This is a genomic window from uncultured Mucilaginibacter sp. (assembly GCF_913773635.1).
GTDB lineage: Bacteria > Bacteroidota > Bacteroidia > Sphingobacteriales > Sphingobacteriaceae > Mucilaginibacter.
Genome location: NZ_CAJYGQ010000011.1, coordinates 176,963 through 198,735, shown reverse-complemented (window position 1 = coordinate 198,735; position 21,773 = coordinate 176,963). Strand labels below are relative to the sequence as shown.

17 protein-coding genes and 1 tRNA gene are annotated in these 21,773 nt (G+C 41.2%); 4 read left to right on the top strand and 14 right to left on the bottom strand.

Going from position 1 to position 21,773, the window contains the following annotated elements:
* Positions 1-5: 5 nt before the first annotated feature.
* The gene (locus QZ407_RS14300) at positions 6-2,411 is read right to left on the bottom strand and encodes a tyrosine-protein kinase family protein (protein ID WP_295772267.1); all 2,406 of its coding nucleotides are present in this window, start codon (positions 2,409-2,411) and stop codon (positions 6-8) included.
* A gap of 2 nt (positions 2,412-2,413) precedes the next feature.
* Positions 2,414-3,208, bottom strand: a complete 795-nt coding sequence (locus QZ407_RS14295) for a polysaccharide biosynthesis/export family protein (RefSeq protein WP_295772266.1) — start codon at positions 3,206-3,208, stop codon at positions 2,414-2,416.
* Between the two features lie 389 nt (positions 3,209-3,597).
* Here QZ407_RS14295 and QZ407_RS14290 point away from each other — a divergent pair, with 389 nt between their 5' ends.
* From QZ407_RS14290 to QZ407_RS14280, 3 genes are all read left to right on the top strand, one after another.
* The gene (locus QZ407_RS14290; RefSeq protein ID WP_295772265.1) at positions 3,598-4,872 is read left to right on the top strand and encodes a right-handed parallel beta-helix repeat-containing protein; all 1,275 of its coding nucleotides are present in this window, start codon (positions 3,598-3,600) and stop codon (positions 4,870-4,872) included.
* 284 nt (positions 4,873-5,156) lie between these two features.
* The gene (locus tag QZ407_RS14285; RefSeq protein ID WP_295772263.1) at positions 5,157-5,393 is read left to right on the top strand and encodes a hypothetical protein; all 237 of its coding nucleotides are present in this window, start codon (positions 5,157-5,159) and stop codon (positions 5,391-5,393) included.
* On the top strand, positions 5,393-5,737 hold the full coding sequence (locus tag QZ407_RS14280; RefSeq protein ID WP_295772262.1) for a hypothetical protein: 345 nt from the start codon (positions 5,393-5,395) through the stop codon (positions 5,735-5,737). Before QZ407_RS14285 ends, QZ407_RS14280 begins: the two co-directional genes overlap by 1 nt.
* Here the strand turns inward: QZ407_RS14280 and nhaA are convergent.
* The 5 genes from nhaA to QZ407_RS14255 all read right to left on the bottom strand — a co-directional run bounded on the left by nhaA (position 5,717) and on the right by QZ407_RS14255 (position 16,924).
* Positions 5,717-7,045, bottom strand: coding sequence for a Na+/H+ antiporter NhaA (gene nhaA / locus QZ407_RS14275; RefSeq protein WP_295772260.1), 1,329 nt, complete (start codon positions 7,043-7,045; stop codon positions 5,717-5,719). The two genes, QZ407_RS14280 and nhaA, sit on opposite strands and share 21 nt — an antisense overlap.
* 374 nt (positions 7,046-7,419) lie before the next feature.
* Positions 7,420-10,254 carry a glycosyl hydrolase gene (locus QZ407_RS14270; RefSeq protein WP_295772258.1) on the bottom strand — a complete coding sequence of 945 codons (2,835 nt, stop codon included), beginning with the start codon at positions 10,252-10,254 and terminating at the stop codon, positions 7,420-7,422.
* Positions 10,255-10,526: 272 nt separating this feature from the next.
* Positions 10,527-12,164, bottom strand: coding sequence for a RagB/SusD family nutrient uptake outer membrane protein (locus QZ407_RS14265; protein WP_295772256.1), 1,638 nt, complete (start codon positions 12,162-12,164; stop codon positions 10,527-10,529).
* On the bottom strand, positions 12,164-15,598 hold the full coding sequence (locus QZ407_RS14260; RefSeq protein WP_295772254.1) for a TonB-dependent receptor: 3,435 nt from the start codon (positions 15,596-15,598) through the stop codon (positions 12,164-12,166). The genes QZ407_RS14265 and QZ407_RS14260 overlap by 1 nt, the downstream gene beginning before the upstream one ends.
* A 189-nt stretch (positions 15,599-15,787) precedes the next feature.
* The gene (locus QZ407_RS14255) at positions 15,788-16,924 is read right to left on the bottom strand and encodes a FecR family protein (protein WP_295772252.1); all 1,137 of its coding nucleotides are present in this window, start codon (positions 16,922-16,924) and stop codon (positions 15,788-15,790) included.
* Positions 16,925-17,052: 128 nt separating this feature from the next.
* Here QZ407_RS14255 and QZ407_RS14250 point away from each other — a divergent pair, with 128 nt between their 5' ends.
* The gene (locus tag QZ407_RS14250; RefSeq protein WP_295772250.1) at positions 17,053-17,655 is read left to right on the top strand and encodes a sigma-70 family RNA polymerase sigma factor; all 603 of its coding nucleotides are present in this window, start codon (positions 17,053-17,055) and stop codon (positions 17,653-17,655) included.
* Positions 17,656-18,462: 807 nt separating this feature from the next.
* Here the strand turns inward: QZ407_RS14250 and arsB are convergent.
* The 7 genes from arsB to QZ407_RS14215 all read right to left on the bottom strand — a co-directional run bounded on the left by arsB (position 18,463) and on the right by QZ407_RS14215 (position 21,710).
* Positions 18,463-19,533: an ACR3 family arsenite efflux transporter gene (arsB, locus tag QZ407_RS14245; protein WP_295772248.1), complete on the bottom strand. Its 1,071-nt coding sequence runs from the start codon at positions 19,531-19,533 to the stop codon at positions 18,463-18,465.
* 3 nt (positions 19,534-19,536) lie between these two features.
* The gene (locus tag QZ407_RS14240; protein WP_295772246.1) at positions 19,537-19,956 is read right to left on the bottom strand and encodes an arsenate reductase ArsC; all 420 of its coding nucleotides are present in this window, start codon (positions 19,954-19,956) and stop codon (positions 19,537-19,539) included.
* A gap of 21 nt (positions 19,957-19,977) precedes the next feature.
* A complete protein-coding gene (locus QZ407_RS14235; protein WP_295772244.1) occupies positions 19,978-20,526 on the bottom strand; it encodes a DUF6428 family protein in 549 nt (182 codons plus the stop codon).
* Positions 20,527-20,589: 63 nt separating this feature from the next.
* Positions 20,590-20,919, bottom strand: a complete 330-nt coding sequence (locus QZ407_RS14230) for a metalloregulator ArsR/SmtB family transcription factor (RefSeq protein ID WP_295772241.1) — start codon at positions 20,917-20,919, stop codon at positions 20,590-20,592.
* Between the two features lie 70 nt (positions 20,920-20,989).
* On the bottom strand, positions 20,990-21,205 hold the full coding sequence (locus QZ407_RS14225; protein WP_295772239.1) for a hypothetical protein: 216 nt from the start codon (positions 21,203-21,205) through the stop codon (positions 20,990-20,992).
* 10 nt (positions 21,206-21,215) lie between these two features.
* Positions 21,216-21,503, bottom strand: a complete 288-nt coding sequence (locus QZ407_RS14220) for a hypothetical protein (protein ID WP_295772237.1) — start codon at positions 21,501-21,503, stop codon at positions 21,216-21,218.
* A 133-nt stretch (positions 21,504-21,636) separates the two neighbouring features.
* Positions 21,637-21,710: transfer RNA gene (locus QZ407_RS14215), tRNA-Pro, on the bottom strand.
* Positions 21,711-21,773 lie beyond the last annotated feature (63 nt).

Sequence of the window (21,773 nt, the reverse complement as noted above, 5' to 3'; positions counted from 1 at the left end):
ACAGGTTAAAACCTGCTTAACATTCCTTTAAATGCTCTTTTAAAAGATACCTGCTTACGTTGCTCGCTATAATAGCTGTTATCGTAATTGTATCCGTAACCGTATTTATTTTTCTTAATACCGTTAAACACAATTTGCAGGCTAGGCAAATAGTCGGCCTCTACAATGGTACCTAAAAAGTCAAGCTCATCTTTGGTGGTATACCCTTGTCTGATAATGTAAAGGCAAACATCTGCTTGCTTGGCAATAATCATAGCATCGGTTACCAAATGCAGCGGAGCTGTATCAATAACCACATCATCATACATGTTCCTTAAATCGTTTATTAAGGTTGTAAGGCCTTCACGCTCCAATAACTCTGATGGATCGAGTGGAATTTGACCAACACCTATTACATCAAGGCCTGGGTTATCAGGTGTATGCTGAATAATGCTTTCAACAGGAATATTACCTTTTGATAAATACTCGCTTATTCCGGGATGGTTAGATGGCAAATCAAAAACCCTGGTGATTTTTGGTTTGCGCAAATCCATTTCTAAAATCACCGTTTTTTTACCCGATGCAGCCAACGATGCAGCAAGGTTACTAGATACAAAGCTTTTACCTTCTTTTGATACGCTTGAGGTTAACATCGTCACCTTACCGCGTGGTGCTGTAATGGTTGCTGAGTTGGCAGAATATGCATCCGTTTCCTGTAGTAGGTTGCTATGCAGGTAATTAAGGTTAGTACGCAGCGTACGGAATTGCTCTCCAACCAGGTGGTGCTTGGTGTTAACCACAATAGCTTCCCTTTCCGAATCATTGTAAGACAATTCTGCAAGGATAGGTACGTTCAGCGCCTTTTCAATATCGCGTCTTCCGGTTATCTTATTGTTGAATGATTGCCTGAAATAGATAATCATGAACGGTACACCAATACCTAATAAAAGCGCAATTGCCATAATAAGCGGTGGTTTAGGCCACTTTTTATCACCAATGTTAGCTTTATCAACAATGCGTGCATCAACAAAGGTTGATGCATAGCTTAATGCCAGCTCTTCGCGTTTTTGAAGCAAATAAACGTAAAGGTTTTCCTTTATTGATTGCTGCCTCTTCATGCCTACAAACTGACGCTCCTGCACCGGAATATCTTTAATAGAAGATTCGGTTTTGTTACTTACCGCCTGCAGCTCACGCTTTGAATTTAGTAGCGATGCCTTAACACCGCTTACCGTTTCGCGTATGGCAGCCTTTGTAACTGCAATTTGTTTGTTAATAGGCTCAAACAACGGGTTGTTTTCAGGCGTGGTAGCTAATAAAGCGCTTTTCTTCAGCTGCAGTTCTGATAGCTTTTCAATTTGGCTGTTTAACGCCGGATCAGATATACCTATGGTTGCAGGAGCAGTGGCATTGGCCGATGACGAGTTAACGTACTGCTCAATACCGGCAATTACGTTTAGCTGAACGTTAACCTCGTTTAATTTGTTATCGTTAGCCTGTACGTTTTCGAGGTAAACCTTAGCCTGCGAATTAATATCGGTTAAACCCTGGCTGCTGCGGTAACCTTCAACCTGCTTTTCAGCAGTGTTCAATTCACCTGTTAATGATGCCAGCCTGCGATCTATGAAATCAATAGTGCTTTTTGTAGTACGCTTTTGCTCATCAGATGCAGCATCATTATAAGCAGTAATAAGGCTGTTTAAAAAGTCTAATCCACGCTGCGGAACCTCATCAGTAATAAATAACCCAATAGTAGGAGCCAGCTTATCCAACAAATGCGCATCAAGCGATTTGATGTAGGCGTTGCTTACCATCTCAGGATCTTTAACGGTAACGGTTATTACCGACCCAATATACTGATCAAGTACATTTGTTGGCTTTAATAACCAGGTACCTGTACTGTTTTTAAACGACTGGTTAAAAGCAACGGTTTGCTTATTACCGTTCAGGTTTTCAACTTCAAAGTGCTTATTGTCTTTAATAAGTACTTCCATCTTCTCACCATCAAAACTTCCCTTTTTTAACAGAACAAATTTAAACGGCGGATTTTCGTACAAATCCTTTGAGGTTAAACCTTTATGAACCTTGTAGGTAGTCCATAACTGTAAATCATTTACAACCTGGCTAACCAGTTTTTTTGATCTTAAAATCTCAATCTCCGACTCGGCGTTTTTAGGAGAGCTGGATTGCTCCAGCTCCGGTAAAACAGCTTTTTCCTGCGGCGATTTCTTTTCATCCTTTACCAGTATTGTTGCGCTTACCTCATAAGCGGGGTTAGCGTTCTGCAAATAAAAGTATGCACCGGTAAAAGCAATAATCAGGCACAGAACAAATAATGGCCAATGATAAAAGTACTTAGCTAATACCGTTTTCAAGTCAGAAAACTGATGCCTGTTAGCCCTGTTAGGGCCTGATGCCTGCCTGGTGCTCATAATTAGTTAGTGAATAATGAAATGGCTATGGCCACTAATGTTAAAGCAGAAATAATTAAGCTGGCATTACGGTATCCGGTATCAACGGTAGCCAGTTTAAGTTTTCCAGGCTGTACAAATAATAAGTCGTTTGATTTCATGTAGAAATAAGGCGACTGGAATAAGTTTTTGGAAGTTAAGTCGATAGGAATATATGTTCTCTTTCCGTCAATCTCTCTTACTAAAGTAATATCATCACGTTTTGCAGTGATGTTTAAATCTCCAGCTAAGCTTAAAGCTTCTGTAATAGTAAGCCTGTCGGTTGAGCTGCGGTAGATGTTTGGACGGGCAACATCACCTAGTACGGCAACTTTAAAGTTTACAATTTTAACTGATACGTTTGGTTTGCTCAGGAAAGAGGTAAGTTGTTGTTGTAATTGCTTTGAAAGTTCTTCGCTGGTTTTACCGCTTACTTTTACTACACCAAGCAATGGCAGGGTAACTTCACCTTTTGAGTCAACTGTGTAACCATAAACCGGGTTTTGTGAATCGGTACCGGCAAGATTGCCATTATTAGTGAAAACGTTAGCCGCATCCTGGTTAAGGCTGGTTACGCTGATTGATATCTGATCTTCGGGCTGAATGGTAAGTGAAGACATATTGGTAATGGCTTCAGATGTTACCTGCGATCTGTCCAAATCTTGAAAATAAGGAACTTTTTTGTACGAGCCACATGATGATAAAATTGCTGTAACAGCAAATAATATTACTAAGCTCTTGATAGTTTGCAGTTTTTTAGTACTCGTTTTTGTTTCCATAGATAATTTATTAAATAGTGTCACTTATATTAACTGATTCTCATTAAATACAACATATGATTGCCACTATCATAATATTTATGAGTGGCTTTTTAATACATTGTAACAGGTACATAAATACATTTTATGCAGATTAGTTTGCGCAAACTTAAATTAATTGTGATGGCCCCTGCTTAACCATGTGTTAATTACCTTTAATTCAAACACTAAGGGCAGTGCGGCAATTGTATTAAACAGCCTTTACATTTAATTTTTAATCAAATTTTAGTTCCTGCATGTTATGTTAATAACACAATACCGGTTAATTATTGTTGTGGATGGAATTTAAGGCTACTATTGGGATGAGACTTTGTTATTTATTATGCTTACTAGTTTGTTTTGCAACTGAATTGAGCGCCAAAAACTATTATGTAAGCGCTGCAAACGGTAAAAAAGAAAACGACGGACAAAGCGTTCAAAGGCCCAAGAAAACAATACAGCAGGCGGCAGACCTTACCTCGGCAGGAGATACTGTTTTTGTGATGAACGGTACTTACACCAATGATTGCGCACCTTGCAACGTACTTAACATACCCAAAAGCGGCAACAAGAACAAGTACATCACCTACACCAACTACCCTGGCCATAAACCCGTAATTAAGTTTGACGGTTGGGCGGGCATTTCTATTAACAAAGGGGTAAGTTATGTTAAGATTGATGGATTTGAAGTTATTGGGAATAATGCAAACATCAAGTTAGCCAAAGCGCTGAAGCAGCCGCAAAGTTGCGCAAACAAAAAAGGTACTATTGACCCGCAATATAACGGTAATGGTATTGTGGTGGAGAGCTATAAAAAGAAACGGTCGCACCATATTATTATCACTAATAACATTGTGCATGATTGTGGGGGCGGGGGTATTGGCGCATCGCAGTGCGATTATGTTACCGTTGAAGATAATGTAGTTTATAATAATAGCTTGTATAGCTTATTTGGCACCAGTGGCATTGCATTTTACCAGTTTTACAACTACGATAAAAAGCCAGGATATCATAACGTTATCCGTAGAAATAAGTGCTACAACAACCGTTCGTTAGTACCCTGGATAAAAATGTGCAAAATTTATGATGGTAATGGTATCATCATTGATGACTTCCGCAACAAGCAAAACGGATCAAAACAGGGCGGATACAGCTCCCGCACGTTAATTGAGAACAATGTTTGCTGGTATAACGGCGGCACGGGTATACATGCCTTTCAAAGCGATCATGTTGACATTGTTAACAACACTGCATATTGCAACTCACGCAGTCCGGAGTTTAACCCGGGGCAAATACTAACCGGTGTAAGCAGCGACGTACATATTGTAAATAATATTTTGGTTGCCGAAAGTGCTTCCGTTATCAATTCCAACTATCAAAACACTAAGCTCATTTATGAAAACAACCTGCATTATAACATTACCACACCGTCAAAAGCTGTAGTAAACGTTAACACCGGCACCTGCATAAATGGTAAAAGTCCTGATTTTGTAAACGCGGCAAACAGCCTCAATGCAAACTTTGCGCTTAAACCCGGAAGCCCTGCTATAAGCATGGGGCACCCCCGGATATTCAGCACTACAGATTTCAATGGAAAAAGCCGTAGGCAAGGGTCGGTTACGCTTGGGGCATACGAGTTGAATTAAAAGAATATTAAAGAGTCATTGTGCTGATAAAAGAGCTTTTGATTGTCATCAAAGCTCTTTTGTAATTTTTAGCAAATCGAGCAACTTAACGCTACGTTCCGTATTGTTCGAATGTGTTATCATTTGTCCGTTACGGTTGCCAAATTGGCGGTTTATACACCTAACACTAAGCTCTAAATATGTTCGTTTCTGGAATTACTTGTCTTAACAGAATTTAATATTGATTTTACACTTTGCCCGAGACCTTGAATATAGGCCAGTCTATCTTTTTATTTAAATTTACTATGAGCTTAAACAAGATCAAATGTCCTGGTTGTGGGCAATGGAGTATTTCTGACGGCAAACATGATCAGCGATGCAGCAATTGCGATGCAATACTTGACAGCAGGTATGCAACCCGCATAAAAAAATCAGTAAATGAGGGTTATAGCTTTATTGACTCATTGCCAGCTTACGCTCGCTACATTTTTCTTGCAATAGTTTCCATTGTTGGGCTTATTGTAGTAATTGCATTTGCTTAATGAACTGGAGGTATTGGTTAGCAGTATTATCTACCGTTGGGTTAACGGTCTATTTTGCCGAAAAGACACACATCGCGCTCCCTGAGTTTGTAAGGTACTATCTTAATGATTTGCTTATCGTTCCGTTAACTGCATTGATTACCCGATCGGTTATGCGTTTAATTTTTGGAGCTAAAACATTGATTTTAACTATCGGCCAAGTGCTCTACATAGTAGTATTCTACAGCGTTATTTTTGAGCTTGTATTACCCTTTTACATACAACGTTACACGGCCGATTATGCTGACGTAATGATGTACGCATTAGGCGGCATATTTTATCTTTTATTCATTAACCGGTGTTGATGCAGGCGCAGAGCGTTTCAAAATAATGATGCCTGATATACCGGCAACAACCGAGGCAACCAGGATACCGTATTTCGCCTGCTCTATTCGTTCGGCATTTGAAAATGCAAGCGACGAAACAAATAATGACATGGTAAAACCTATACCGGCGAGTGTTGATACACCTACAATATGTTGCCATTTAGCGGCGTACGGCAGCTCTGCAACCTTGATTTTAACCAACAGCCAGGTGAAAGCAAGCACACCTGTAAACTTGCCCAATATTAACCCGCAAATTACTCCTATACTAACCGGGTTAACCAATTTTTCTATAAAATCAGCGCTTATGACAATTCCCGAATTTGCCAAAGCAAACAGCGGCATAATTAAAAACGCTACCCAAGGATGTAATGACGATTCAATTTTTTGTAATGGCGTTTGCGCCGCTAAACTTAAGCCTTTTATATACTCAATAAGCTCATGTTGTCTTGGCGTTATAAGGGTACTGCAATTGGGTATTTCCTGCTCAAATTCATCTGAAAGTTCCTTGAGGCGCGTTGCATAACGCTGCTCATCTACTTTTCGCCTTGCAGGAATAGTAAATGCCACCAACACACCTGCAATAGTAGCATGCACACCCGACAGCAGGAAGCCAACCCATACGCCAAGCCCAAGTACGAGGTAAAAAGCGGAGTGTCGTATACCTATTGCATTGCCTATAACCAATGCCAGTAAAAATACGCCGCCAACCATCAGTGGCGTAAAATGCAGGTTACTGCTGTAAAAAAAAGCAATTACCAGCACAGCACCAAGGTCATCAGCCACCGCAAGAGCTGATAAAAATACTTTAACCGATGATGGTATATGCTTACCGGCCATTGACAGCAGTGCAAGCGCAAAGGCAATATCGGTAGCCATGGGTATTCCCCAACCGTGAGCACCATCTCCCCCCCTGTTAATAACCGTGTATATAACGGCCGGTACCAGCATCCCGCCTAAAGCCGCAAACATGGGTAACGCCGCCTTTTTAACCGTTGATAATTCACCTGCCAAAAACTCCCGCTTTAATTCAAGGCCAATTACAAAAAAGAATATGGCCATTAGCCCGTCATTGATCCATAAATGTAAGGGATAGCTAAGCTTGTCGCCCCCAAAGCCTACCGAAAAATTGATCTCCCATAAATGATGATATGAATCAGCAAAAGGTGAATTTACCCAGGCAATGGCCAATACCACGCCAAAAAGCAGTACAAGCCCACTGGTGTATTCCAAGTGTATAAACTTACTAACCGGCTTCAATAATTGATCTATAGGCGCTTTTTGAGGCATTAATGTTACTTGAATTGTTTCGCAAACGTATTAGTTGATTACTGTATACAGCTGCTGGGTTTAACGAATTTGATATAATTAACAACTGCAAAATTAAGGTAGCAATGACTGATCATTGCTTGTTTAGCGGTTTAATTACAAATGTATAATCTGTCTAAAAACTAATTGTTTCATTGTGTCATAATGATTCGTTACATGCCGCAACAACGCAGGCTAATGCAAAAGCATGTCGAACATCATCGCTCAACTCACTAAACTCCAATAATACAAAAAGCATATTCAATCAGTCCTAAAACCTTTTAAATATGCTTTTCCTTTATGAAGAGTGGCAAACTATAGATAAGTTCGTTAGGAATATGTGCTTATCTAAAATTCTACTTCATTAAACGCAATGGCGCCACTGTTACATTTCCAACCATTCCTGATGGCTGAACCGGCATATTCAGTGCAGTGAATAAGCGGTCGGCACCCCTGTTGGCCTGATCGCGTGGCTGAAAATTAACGTTGTAAAAAATCTTATATGGAATGTTTTTCTTCTCCATATCCTTAATGCGATTTGCCATTGAATTTACCACTTTAAATTCAAGCTTGTTTGAATGTTTAAATTTACCGGCCGGTATGTTAACCGTATACTGCGGACCTAACAGGGTAGCAATTTTGGTATCATTCAAATAAACCTCAACACTTCCAAAAGCCTTTTCAAAATTCATTTGCCACATATCGGCATCTGCTTTGGGCATTGGAAAAGTGATGCTATAACTGCCAACTCCAGAGAATGATTGATAACTTTCTCCCTCTATATCTGTCCAGGGTTTGAGTTTATCCAATTGTACCGATGGCGGTAATTCGGGGCCACCATGCTCAAACTTAAGATTCCATGTACCGCTAATTTTGGTTGCGTTGCCGGCAGGTTCATAATTAGCGTATTGCTGGCCTTTTTTTACCGTATTAAAGGTTTGAACAATACAGCTTTCGCCCGGCTGCAATTGTATATACATCGAAGTGTTGTTGAGCTGTTTGGCAGTAGCTGCCAAACCGTAACGCTCAGTCATAGGGTTAAATATTGCAGCCGAAACTGCATTTGTGTTTAGTTGTATATTTTGGTTTACTGCCTTGCGGGTTTGATTTACAATAAAATAAGTTTTGCCATTAGCGTTGCTGCGTCGTGAAAATTGCAGGCCTGCATCGGTCATGGTTTCGCGCTTTACAGCTGTTGTATTTAACAGTTTTTGTAAATCATCACCTATCAAAACACTTCCTTTGCCTATAACCGCTTTTTTTATGCCTGAGCTTAAATCGGTAAAATTAAACTTACTAATAAGCGCGTCAAACTTAGCTTTGGTTTCGGCGGTGTACAACCCGGCAACATTATTAGGGAGATTTTTAAGCACAATAATTTGTGCGCCGTTAGTAGCCAATTCAATAATGCGTTGTAAGGTTGCCAAGGGAATTAAACTGCAATCGGGTATTATAAGGGTTTTATAGTTTCCGCCACCTGTAAGTAGATTATTGCTGTTTTGTTTTACATCCATAAGCTGCCTATCTGATATGAAATCAAATGTGTAGCCTTTGGCCAGCATTTCGCGTGCGCTTTTTTCAAAACCATGTGCCTTAAACTGATCCATGTTATGATAGTGCTTTAATAAGCTACCGCCATAATCAGAAAAGCTATCAGCTATGGGCATATATAGCAGTACATCGTTATCGGGTTTGCCCTGTTGCAAAAACGACTGGCAACGTGCAAAATAGTTATTTAACGTTCCAAAGTCACGCCAAAAAGGATCAGCGGGTGTAAAGTTTACCGCTGCATAAAACAGCCAGCCAGGCCATGAAACGTTTTTTGGAGAATAGTTTACGCCATGATAAAAAACGTGGTTTACACCTCCAACAAAACACCTGTCAACCGATTCCTTTACATCGCTCAGCTTGGTCATGAAATGCTCGTTCATCCATGTGCCCGACTCGGTAGACGCCAGGCGCTTACCACTAACATGCGCAGCGGAGGTAGCAAATTTGAAGCTCATTACATCGTTGCCTTCAGTTTCGGGAATGTCTGATGCAGCATACAAATCCAAAATATTGGCTGGTGAGCCATGTGCCTGGTTACGGATAACTGAACCCTTTGAGCGCGCCCACTCCTGCCAGGGTTTGGTGAAATTGTCAAGCAATAATTCGGATATAGTTAAACGGTAATCATACAATATGCGTTTATCTGTTTCTTTGCCATCTGCTGTTAAAAGCCCAGGCAAGTGGTTGCGCAGGTCATAGCCACGCCGGGTTTTAAATTCTTCAAATAATGCGGGCGTGAAGTTAGCCTCGCCATTTGCATCATCTACCTCATACGAATCATTAAAAAATGCCCTGATCAGCTTACCGTTTTTAAGATCAAACGGTTTATCAAAATTTTTCAGGTAGTTGTTAATAGCCCGTTTTGAAAAGTGATCTATTACATAACCTTCTCCGCCGGGAGCAGCCCTTTCAACCATCTTGCCGTGGCTGCCGGTAAAAACAGCGTACAGTTTCCAATCACCCGCGGGTGCCTTCCAATCAAGCCGGCCATCCGCACCAACTTTACTGGTAAGGTTAATTGCTGATCCTGATTGGTTGTAAGCCATTAGTACACTTAATGGCAGCGCAACAGGATATCTTATTTGCTCTATACCTAGTTGCTGTAAGTTATTGTTTGCAACAAAAGGTTGCTTTATTTCATTGATCTTGACACGTGTACCGGCTTGTGTAAGGTAGGGTGCCTGTACAAACGTCACGGTTTCGTTTAATACATCTCCTCCTTTAACACTGTAAGATTTCCAAAACAATTCTTTAGTGGCATCAGCATAATCAACCCAGGGGCCACCAAAAGGCCATCCTGTGGCATTAGCCATGTCTATGCCCATATCAAGGCGTTTACCTTGTTGTACGGTATATTTTAGCATATCCATCCACGCGGGTGAAAGAAAAGGTATAAACTGCTTCTCTGCACCCTTTACGCCATATACGGGTGTAATTTCCATACCTCCCAGGCCGGCAGCCTTGTACTGCTCCATTGTCCAGGCCAAATCGGGCTTGGTAACTGCGCTGCCCTGCCACCACCATCGCCCCCACGGGCGGTTTTCGTGTGTTATTGCAGGCCACTGAATTTGTGCATGGCTTATTTGGGGTGCCGTTAAGTAAACCGCAGCCAAGGCAATTATTATAGATAGTTTTTTCATTATTTTTTAGTTGCAGAAGAAATACTAGAATCGGCTTACCAGGAGGGCAACGCTTTACCTGCCTATTATATAGCAGGCCATATAGATTGATTAAACTTAGAGGCTTATTCACTATATTGAAGCTCCACCTGCTTATTGTTGCTAGAAAATAGAATTAGGCGCATAACATGCCTTTTGCAACGAGTGCCATTACGCATTGCTGCATTATGGCGCTCGTTGCCGGGCATGAGATGTAGATATGGTTTAGGTATTTATTTAAAAACTGAAAACTTTTAATAACCTGGGTTTTGTACCAGATTAGTGTTTGTGGCAATGTCACGACTTGGTATTGGATACCATATTTTATAATCTTGAAAATTTGCTTTAATCAAGTTTATGTCATGCCCGGGAAACATATTGGCAGTGCTTAATCCATTTAAAACAGTTCTTATTCTGCCTGTTCTGATCAGGTCAAATCTTCTCCAGCCTTCTGCCAAAAGTTCGCGACCTCTCTCATCCAGCAATTCTGTCATAAAATCGGTTTTAAAGTAGGCTGTAGTAACTGTCGTAGTTTTAGCAACATCATCACCACAAGCGCGTAAACGTATCTCGCGCAGCAGTGCGCGTGCACCCGCCTCATCACCTGTTTGGAATTTGGCTTCGGCGTACATCAGTATAATATCGGCAAATCTCAGTATGGCAAAATCAGTTTCTCCCGAAAAGGTGTCTATACCTCTTGCCAGTTTAGCATTTGGATCATCTTCGCGCCACTTATTTACACATAAGGTGCCTATGGTGCTTGTTGATATAGGTTCGGGAGTATAATATTTAAAGCCGTTTATAGTGGTAAAATTGGTAGTGGTATTGAGGTAACCACTCATAGTGCTTATGCGGCCGTCATTAGCGTTATAGCGCAGATATGTTTCCCGGTGCGGTCTTAGCCAACCGTAAGTTCCCGAATTTGTACGGTAACTACCTCTTGGGCCGGCCAGGTATGAAAATAAAATAATCTCCTGCGAGCCGCCGGTGCCAGCCTGCACAATCATCATGTTCTCGTCGCGTGCTGCTGCCTCGGTTGCGGCCAGAAAAAGGTAATTAAACGGGCGGATTAGTTTATAGCCGCTGTTGTCATACACATCCTTAGCCCAATTTAGTGCTTGTGTGTAGGCCTCGCTGGCGTTCACCCAATCAAAGCTGTTTAGTGCAAAGTTTAACGACTGGCTTACATTGTTTTGTTTACACGATGCTTCATACAAATAAAGCTTAGCCAAAAAACCTGCCGCTGTGTATTTATTAACACGCCCTATAATAGTGCTACGAGCGGGAAGCACGTTGTAGGCGGCTTTAAAATCGGCTTCGGCTTGCTGTAACACTTGCTGTACCGGTAAACGTGGAGTGGTAATCTCCGGATTGGTGCTTGTTGTTACAGGTACACCGCCCCAAAGCCAGGCAAGATAGCAGTAAAACATACCTCTCATGTATTGCGCCTCGCCCACAATTTGAGCGCGGCGGGTTGCATTCATATCAATGGTTGGTACACGTTCAATAACAAAGTTTGCGCGGTTTATACCTGCATACAATGAAAAATAGGCATACCATAAGTTAGGATTATCGGCCGTGTAAGTATAGTCATAAAACGGCATCAAATCAGGGATTGCTGTGGTATAGCGCACATCTTGAGTTAAATCATCAACACCTAAGTTGGTTAGGTAATGCATACCCCTGCCCCAAAGAGCTTGGTTGCCATAGCCTTGTATAGAGGGTGCATTCATCACATCGTACACGCCGGTAATGGCCAATTCAGCATCATTTGCCGATTTAAAAAAGTTTTCGGGTGCAATAAGTGAATACGGCTTTTGATCAAGGAATTTTTTACACGAGCCGCATAACAATGCAAGCACGCAGAATATGAGGGTAAATATCTTTTTCATTATAGTTTAATGTTAAGTCCGAAAATGATTGACCGTTCGCGGGGATAAGAAATGTTGTCAACACCAGGTAACAACGGCGTGTAAGAATTAATCTCGGGGTCAAAGCCACTGTAGTTTGTCCAGGTATACAGGTTTACACCGGTGGCATAAACACGCAGGCCTTTAATACCTATCTTTTTTAAAACTTTGGTTTCATTCAAATTATAGCCCAGAGTTAAATTTCTCAACCTTAAAAATGATCCGTCCTCCTTGTAATATGAGGAAACATCAAGCCTGCCCTGCGAGCTTATACCAGGATAAGTGTTTGATGGGTTGGCAACAGTCCAGCGGTTAAACCAGTACTGCTCGGAAGGATTGGCGAATGTAGATTGGCCCGCCTCAATACGGCCTCTTCCTACATACAAAATATCATTACCGTACGACCAATTGAACAGCACACTTAAATCAAAATTTTTGTAAGTAAAGTTGTTGCTGAAACCGCCATAATGCTTAGGGTTACTATTGGTAATAACCTGGGCATCGCTGCTGTTGGTTAAGCCATCATTATTCAAATCTTTGAATTTGATATCACCGGGGCGTGCATTCCTGTTAGGCCCACGCGGAACGCCTGGCTTAGGCGTATAGGTATATCCAATTAAATTTGCATCAGTTACCGCCGATGGGTTAATTACAGTACCGGCAGCGTTGGTAATTACGAAATCATTAAGCTGGTATATGCCATCAAACACATAGCCGTAACCTGTGCCTATAGGTTGTCCCTGCGTTACCCGGCCTAATGTACCAATAGGACCGCCGTAAACAGTTACAGGTATAAATGGTACACCGCCAAGCGATATTACTTTATTGCGGTTTATGGAAACATTGATATTGCTGCTCCAACTAAAATTACCTTTTCTGATGTTGATGGTGTTTAAGGCCAACTCGATACCTTTGTTATCAACCTGACCTAAATTTTGGTATTGGCGTAAAAAACCGCTTTGCGCGGGTATATCTGCCAGCACTAGTAAGTCTTTGGTTTGCTTCAAATATGCATCAGCAGTTAAGGTTATGCGGTCTTTAAACAAACTCAAATCAAAGCCTAAATCATAAGCATAAGTTGTTTCCCATTTCAAGTCAGGATTGGCGATGGTATTGGGTGCAATACCTAATGTAGCGGCGCCTGTGGCCGAAGCATAAAATACCTGCCCAAAGGTTGGGAAATATTGGTAAGCCGGTATTCTTTCATTACCGGTTACGCCAAAGCTACCTCTCAACTTCAAATCAGATACAACTTTATTGTTTTGCAAAAAACTCTCTTTTGACACCCTCCAGGCTAACCCGGCACTTGGAAAAAGAGAGGACTTGCGGCCATCGGCTAACCGTGAAGATGCATCGTTACGAATGGTAGCGGTTAGTAAGTACTTATCGTTATAACCATAATTTACACGGAAGAACTGTGAAACACGGGTATTTCTTACTTTTGAGGTAGCGGGTGGTACAGGGATTAACTTAACAGAACCAAAGTTAAATACCGGGTTAACACTTTGTATATCAAACCCACGTCCCTGCAATGAGAAGGTTTCTATATCATAAAAGTTCATCTCAAAGCCGGCTAATGCATTAAAAGAATGAACTTTAGCAAAACGCTTGTTATAAGTAAGCGTACTGGTTTGATACCAGTTAATTGATTTGCTGGTATTTAAAAACGCGAGGCCATTAGTTGGGAAACCCCATGAAACCGTGCCCGGATAAAATTCATTGTTTTCGGATTGCGTGATTACCGCACTACCCCTCACATCAAGGTTTAGTCCATTAATGATGCGGTAGTTGGCGCCAATATCAGTAAGTACCCTTGATAGAGGGCTTTTTTTGTAAGAAAGATTGGCAAAATCAACCGGGCTTGATACGGCAGCGCCATCAGGGTCAAGTGCAAGCTGAGCCGGATCTGGTGCGTTAAGAGGCCTTGTAATTAAAAGCATCTGCATTAAACCATTGTAGTTTCGCACGTCGTTACCTCCATTTGATGCAACTCCCCTGCCGGTAGCATGCGACAGGTTAACATTAGCTGATAATCTCAATCGGTCGGTAACGTTGTGGTTAACTTTCATCAGCAAGCCGTACCTTTCAAAGTTGTTATTGATAATTAAACCCTGTTGATTTAGATAAGATGCCGAGGTAAAAAAGTTGGTTTTTGCCGTACCGCCACTAAAGCTCAAGCCATAATTTTGAGTTATAGCAGTACGCAATGCTTCTTTTTGCCAGTCGTGAGATTCAACGGAACTTAAATCTCTAACCTGATCATAAATTTGATCGCCATTTGTATCAATGGCATAGTTTTGATCGGCGGTATTGTTGGCTAATCTATAGTATGCGTAGTCTTGCGCACCAAGCATCTGTATATGCTTAGGTGCCCAGGCAAAACCAGTATAGTTGTTAAACTCAAAGCTTGATGTATTGGCTTTGCCCGATTTGGTTGTGATTACGATAACACCATTAGCACCTCTTGAGCCAAAGATTGCTGTAGCCGAAGCATCTTTTAATACTTCGATAGAGGCAATATCATTAGGACTTATACCCGCCAGCGGATTGGTTAAGGCTGTGCTGCCCAGGCCCGACGAAGCGGCCTCTGCATTGTTCACATCAATTTGAACTCCATCAATTACATATAGTGGCTGCGTTCCGGAGTTAAAAGAATTAGTACCCCTGATAGTGATGTTAGCAGCAGCACCAGGCTCGCCCGAAGATGAAGTTACCTGCACGCCTGCTAAACGGCCCTGCATGGCTTCCATAAATGATACTGATTTGGCCTGCTGTATTTCATTGGCCTTTACACTGGCTACCGATCCGGTAAGGTCTGCTTTACGCTGTGTGCCATAACCTACAACCACAATATCGTCAAGGCGACTGGTTACCTGTTTTAAAACAATAGTTAGCGGCTGGCTATCATTTATAGTTACTTCGTGGGTTTCAAAGCCCAACATGCTAAAAACCAAAATTGTGCTTTTGTCAGGCACGTTGATGGTAAAGCGGCCGTCGGCCAGTGAAACAGCACCTACGGTGCCACCCTTAATCCTGATATTGACACCCGGGAGAGGCTGCTTGCTTTCATCTGTTACAATACCTTTAACTTGTAGCGCTGCCTCATTTTGAGTTTTAACTATCCGTTTAGGCACAATTATAATGGTGCGGTCTTTTATTAAATAGCTTAAGCCCTGGTTTTGCATGCACAGCGTCAGTGCTTCATCAATGCTGGCATCATGAACATTTATGGTTACGTTTTTGGCGGTGCTGAGAACATCACTATCATAAATAATTTCATACCCGCTTTGCTTGGTTATCTTTTCTAAAATTGGTTTTAAAGCTGCATTTTTTTCATTAAGCGTAATGCGCTGAGCAATTGCTGTAGCACTTACCTCCATTAAAGCCAGCAGCATAAATACGAAGGTGAGGTTCATGGTTATAAACAGTCGTTTATGGGCATAGCTATGACACCTGCAAGTTTTAGCAGTAAAAATTTTGTACATTTGGTTTGGTTTAATAATTGATGGTATGGCTTATACACGTTGACGATTTAACCAGCAATACCGGGGGCGGTGCAACGCTTCCGGTTATTTTTAAGGTTACGTCATGTTATAAAAGTTAAGTTATTTCATAACAATCACACTCCCTTCTTTAATCGTATAGTTAATCCCTTCTGTTAGTTTAAGTAATTGCATAAAATCTTCGAGGCTTCGTTTTCTTGAGATAGTGCCGTAAAATGACTTTTGCTTCACTTCATCAGCAATTTTAACGTCAACCCCATACCAGCGGCCTGCTATTTTCATTACATTTTGTATGTTCTCGTCTTTGAATATGAACAGTCCGTTTTTCCAGGCCATAGCATCGGTTACATCTGCTTCTCTGGATTTTAAAGATTTGTTGTTAAGATTGGCAATGCCCACCTCTCCAGGTTTTAGATTTAATTTCGACTCCCCATTTGCAAGTTGAACAGCACCTTCTAAAAGGGTTGTTTGCACAAGCTTATCTTCCGGATAGGCCGACACGTTAAAATGGGTACCTAATACCCGCACAACTGTTCCGTTAGCAAGCACACTAAACGGTGCTTCCTTATTTTTTGCAACCTCAAAATAGCACTCTCCGGTAATAGTGACGTCGCGGTTTTGCTTGCTAAAAGCAACCGGAAATTTAATAGACGACTGTGCATTCAGCCAAACCCTGCTTCCATCGGAAAGCTCAACTTGATACTGCTTACCAACCGGAGTGGTTATGGTATGGTAAACCAGCGTTTCAGCATTCGGGGCCAGTTGCTTACGGTATTTGATGTAGCCGCCGGAAACAGAATCGACGCCGGTTTGATAAGACAGGGCCGCATTTTTACTTGCACTATCAAGCTGTAGTTCTTTGCCGTTGGGTAGTTTTAATAAAGGCGCGGTAGCTTCTGTTTTTTTCGATACAGGTTTGGAAACGTAATTCCGTGGGGAATGAGTTTGGGTAACATTGTAAATAACTAAACCTAGTGTTCCAACAATAAGTAATGACGCTGCAACCCGGAGCCATAGAAACTTAATACCAGCCGTTTTTTTAGTACGCTGCTTTAAATAACAATTAATACGTTCACTTAAGTCAGAATATATGTCCTTATGAAGAATAGCGTCAGCTTCAGACACATCATCTTTAAAAGATGAATTAGCGCTATAAGACTCCAATAACTCTTCTTCCTCTTTAGAGCACTGGCCATCCAGGTATTTTTTACAAAGCTTAAAGTATTCTTCCTGAGTCATCTTAGGTTGGTCTGCTTATTAATAGTCTGTTTTGGTAGTAGATAACTCACAAACTTTTTAAAAAAAATACTATCGGCGACCCTTTTTGAAAACCCGAATTATTTATTGTTATTTGTTTAACCAATTATATGTTTAATTCTTCCATTACTGACGCACAGCTATTGTTGGCCGTAAAGGCTGATGATGCTTCAGCTTATCGTGAGCTGTTTGAAAGGTATTGGCTAAAACTTTATAAATACGCATTCAAACACTTTGGTGATGAGCATCAAAGTAAAGAAGCGGTACATGTTATTTTTGTGAATTTATGGGAGCGCAGGCATCAGGCTAATATAAACTCCCTTCATACATATTTAATTACCGCTGTTCGTTATCATTATTATGATCAGCAAAAACTAGCTTCCAATAAATTAATTTTTGTAGATACGCCCGAATATCAGCAAGTTAATATAGCATCTGAGTATAACGAAGCGTGGGACCGTTATAACCATGAGCATATATTTTCAACGGTTGAACGAAAGCTTACATCTCTCCCCAAACGTTGCCAGGAAATATTTTTGCTGAGCCGTAAAAATCATTTAACTAATGAGGAAATAGCACAAAAGTTGAACCTGTCTAAACGGACTGTAGAAAACCAACTAAGTCAGGCTACGCGTTACATAAGAGACCATATTACTTTAGCTGAGCTATTTTGTATATGCGTATTCCTAATGCTTCGCTTACAAAGTTTTTGACCTTTTAGCATTACTGTTTCAGCTAGATAAACTATTTGTGCCAAATAATAACAGGCACCGGATTGGGCTTATTTTCTTTAATATAAACTACACGAGTTGAATCTGGGCATCAATAAACAAGGCCCTTAAATTATAGATTCAAGAGCCTTGTTTTTAGTCGGGATGGCAGGATTTGAACCTACGACCTCCAGCACCCCATGCTGCACTTATACTGTCTTTAATGTTGATTATTTAGTTAATTAAGGCACTATTTACCACTTCTAACTCGATGGGAGTTAACAAAGGAGTAAACAGTGATCAAATTTAGTGAAATGATCTTTAGAATGTGTCATAGGCATTTAGTTAAGTTAATAAAAGAATTATGATGCCCACACACGCTTATAGCAATCAAGTGCAAGATGGAAAAGGAATAAATGGACTGTGCGGTTGTGTTGAGCGTTTATGCCGGAAGCTCTTGTACGCTACAGCAGCTATGAGCGTAACTTTGCTGAATAATTCTCTATTTCACTCCACTTCCTAATTCAAAATATGGATGTTTTCTTCTTTATAGAGGGTAACCAAAACCTTCATTAGAAAACCCCAATTGCCAACTAGCTATTCTCAACTTTCAATTCAAAGTAATCGAGTAATTATCTTTTAAGAGAGTATAAGAAAGCTGAATTAGGAACCTAGGGATTCTGCGGTGGTTGGTTGTTAAGTTAATCTATAGCCTTTAAAAGCTAAATTTGTTTAAGTGCTGGGCAATCACAGGTGTACAAGGTTCTTGAGCAGAACGCCAGGCTAAGAAGCCTAGCGTTTAAGCACTTTCTACACTGCTTTCTTGTACCACCAAACTTTTAACCAGTAGGCTACTTTTACCAACGCAATGAGTGCAGGTACCTCAACCAACGGTCCTATAACACCTGCAAATGCTTGTCCTGAATTTATACCAAACACACCTATGGCAACGGCTATGGCTAGCTCAAAGTTGTTTCCTGCTGCTGTAAACGCTATTGCGGCATTCTTCGTGTAGTCCGCTCCTAAGCGCTTCCCAATAAAGAAACTGACCATGAACATGACAGCAAAATAGATTACAAGCGGTAATGCAATGCGTAGCACATCCAAAGGTAGCTGTACGATAAGCTGGCCTTTTAGGGTAAACATAACAACAATAGTAAACAAGAGCGCAATCAGCGTTAATGGAGATATTGCTGGAATGAAACGCTGATTATACCAGTCCGTACCTCTCACTCTAACCAACACGTAACGACTTGCGACACCCGCTGCAAATGGCAGCCCCAAGTATATACCTACTGACTTTGCTATCTCGCCCATGCCAACATCTACCGTCAAACTTTCTACACCAAACAGCGGCAGTAATATGCTGATGAACAGATAGGCATAAACGCTGTACAGGAGCACCTGAAAAATGCTGTTTAGTGCAACTAAACCTGCTGCATACTCCCTGTCGCCTTCTGCTAACTCATTCCACACAATAACCATAGCTATACAGCGTGCCAAACCGATCATAATAAGCCCTACCATGTACTCAGGTTTATCCCTAAGAAATAATATGGCAAGCGCGAACATCAGTACTGGCCCTATGACCCAGTTAAGTAAAAGGGAAGCGCTCAGCACTTTGGTGTTCTTAAACACTTGGCCTAGACTCTCATATTTAACTTTAGCCAGTGGTGGGTACATCATCAGTATCAAACCGATTGCTATTGGGATATTGGTCGTACCGCTGGAATAAGCATTTATTCTACTTGCTATGGACGGAAAGCAGTACCCACAAGCTACGCCAACCGCCATCGCAATGAATATCCACAACGTTAGATAGCGGTCAAGAAAGCCTAGTCGTTTACGGTTCGCAGCAGGCGCACAATCATTAGCACTCATGCTTTAAACGTTAACATGGTTAGCAACAAAGTCGTGGGCATACGCTTTTATCATTTCTCGAACCCTTCTAAACTCGCTCATGACTTCTTCAGGTGTGCCTGTTGCTTTAGCAGGGTCTGGAAAGTTGTAGTGCAGGCGCTTTGTGTTACCGGGAAAGAAAGGACAAGCTTCATTAGCGTTGTCACATACGGTGATGACGTAATCAAAAGGAATGGACACGTATTCATCCACATGATTGGAGGTGTGATGGGAGATGTCAATACCATCCTCAGCCATCACAGCAATTGCCTTGGGGTTAACTCCGTGCGTTTCTATTCCAGCACTGTAAATGTTTGCTCGATCGCCTGCAAAAGCTTTCAGGTAACCATGAGCAATTTGGCTACGGCAACTGTTTCCTGTACACAGGATTAAGATATTCTTCATTGTATGGATTGTTTTAAGTGCTTAGCAACAGCCAGAGCCGGGTGTACAGGCAGAAGCACTGCTTACTAAATTCTTCAATTGTACCTTTGGCTTTACTTCAACAACTGGTGTGCAGCATTCTTCACCTTGTTCATTTGTGCCGCAGCTTCCGCCTCGCTCAATCGCTTTACATTGCACGCTATCAGCTTGAAGGTCTACAACTAAGTTTTCACCTTCCGTAATGATGGCGTTAGGCAACATCTGCCGAGTGTCGAACTGTGAGTTTCCAAATTCTATTTTAACGATAGCGTTTGGGTTGAGTGGCAACACCTTCTCCACTAATGCCACAATAGATAGCGCTTTGTTGACCTGCATCGCGCGATCCTGTACCTCGTTGTCGGGCACCCATAGTTGCATGATTACTTCTGTCCATGCATTCATAACGCCTCCACAATCAACAGAGGTGATAGGCGCTTGCTTGATCTCTGTAATATGATAAGACGCTTCCACCAAAGTATCAGGTGCGTACCTGAATTGGAGGACTTGCTCAGTGTGAGCTTCTAGGTGTTCTTTGAAGGTTTGCCAGTTCATGGGTTCCATGTTACGATGGTTAATGTGTTATTGCAATATTACGATGATCGTTGTCAAAAAAATTCAGCAGCAGCTTGTAGGTTCCTTGTAAGCATCAAAGAAGTTATTCAACTGCTGTTGAAGTGCCTTCCAAGCATTAGGTTCTATGCAGTAACAAATGCTTGTTCCTTCAATAGTGCCTTGTATTAGTCCTGCGTTCTTAAGTTCTTTTAAGTGTTGGGAGATAGTCGCTTGTGCAAGCCCTAATTCATCTACCAAATCTCCACATATGCAAGCGTTCGCCTTAATGATGTGTTGAAGGATGGCTATTCGGGCTGGATGCGCTACGGCTTTGAGTAGAACCGATAATTGGTTTTGTTGCTCGTTAAAGATATCTGACTTTGTTATACCCATTGTATTACATCGCAATATTACGATATAGCACTTGTACTGTCAAGTGTTAATTTTAATTTGTGGTAGCCGGTTAAAAGAGGCTACCTTGTATGCCATTGACATGCTGTGATGCCCTCATAGGTTCAAATTGTTTATCAAGCTTAGGTGCTGCTTCCTTTACTGGCCTAAGCCATATATGACTACGTTCAGCTTCTGTAAACTCAATGTAATAAGGCATGTGGTAATCATTAATTAATGTCGTGCTCACTTTGTAGCCTCTGTAAAAGTCATTGGTTAATGAGTTCATGTGAGCTATTTCACCTTGTAAAGAGTTCAGCAACATATTCACCAACGCCATCTTGCAACAAGTAATTACATTCTTTATAAGCCTTAAATGTTTTTCGAAAACGCCCAAGGCCATTATCTTCCAATTCGGCTGGTTTCCAGTCTTGAGGTTTACACCTCATCTTCAATGATTGGTTGGTGATTAGGGTACTAATTACAAAGTACCTGCTTTGTCTTTCATGCGTTACTCTTAGAGCAACCGCATATTGGTCATTTGCTAATTTCTTGGTTGTTTTAAGGACAATAGCTATTGTAGCCATAACAATGTTTGTTATGACAGTCTACAGAAATGAGGTAAACAAGGGAGTAAACAAAGGGGTAAACAACCTTGAATAAAAATAATAAAAGCATATTCAATCAGTCCTAAAACCTCTCAAATATGCTTTCTTTTAGTCGGGATGGCAGGATTTGAACCTACGACCTCCAGCACCCCATGCTGGCGCGATACCGGGCTACGCTACATCCCGAAAGCATTAGCTAACCTATTCTGAATTGTTATCAGGAGTGCAAATATATATTTTTGATAAAAA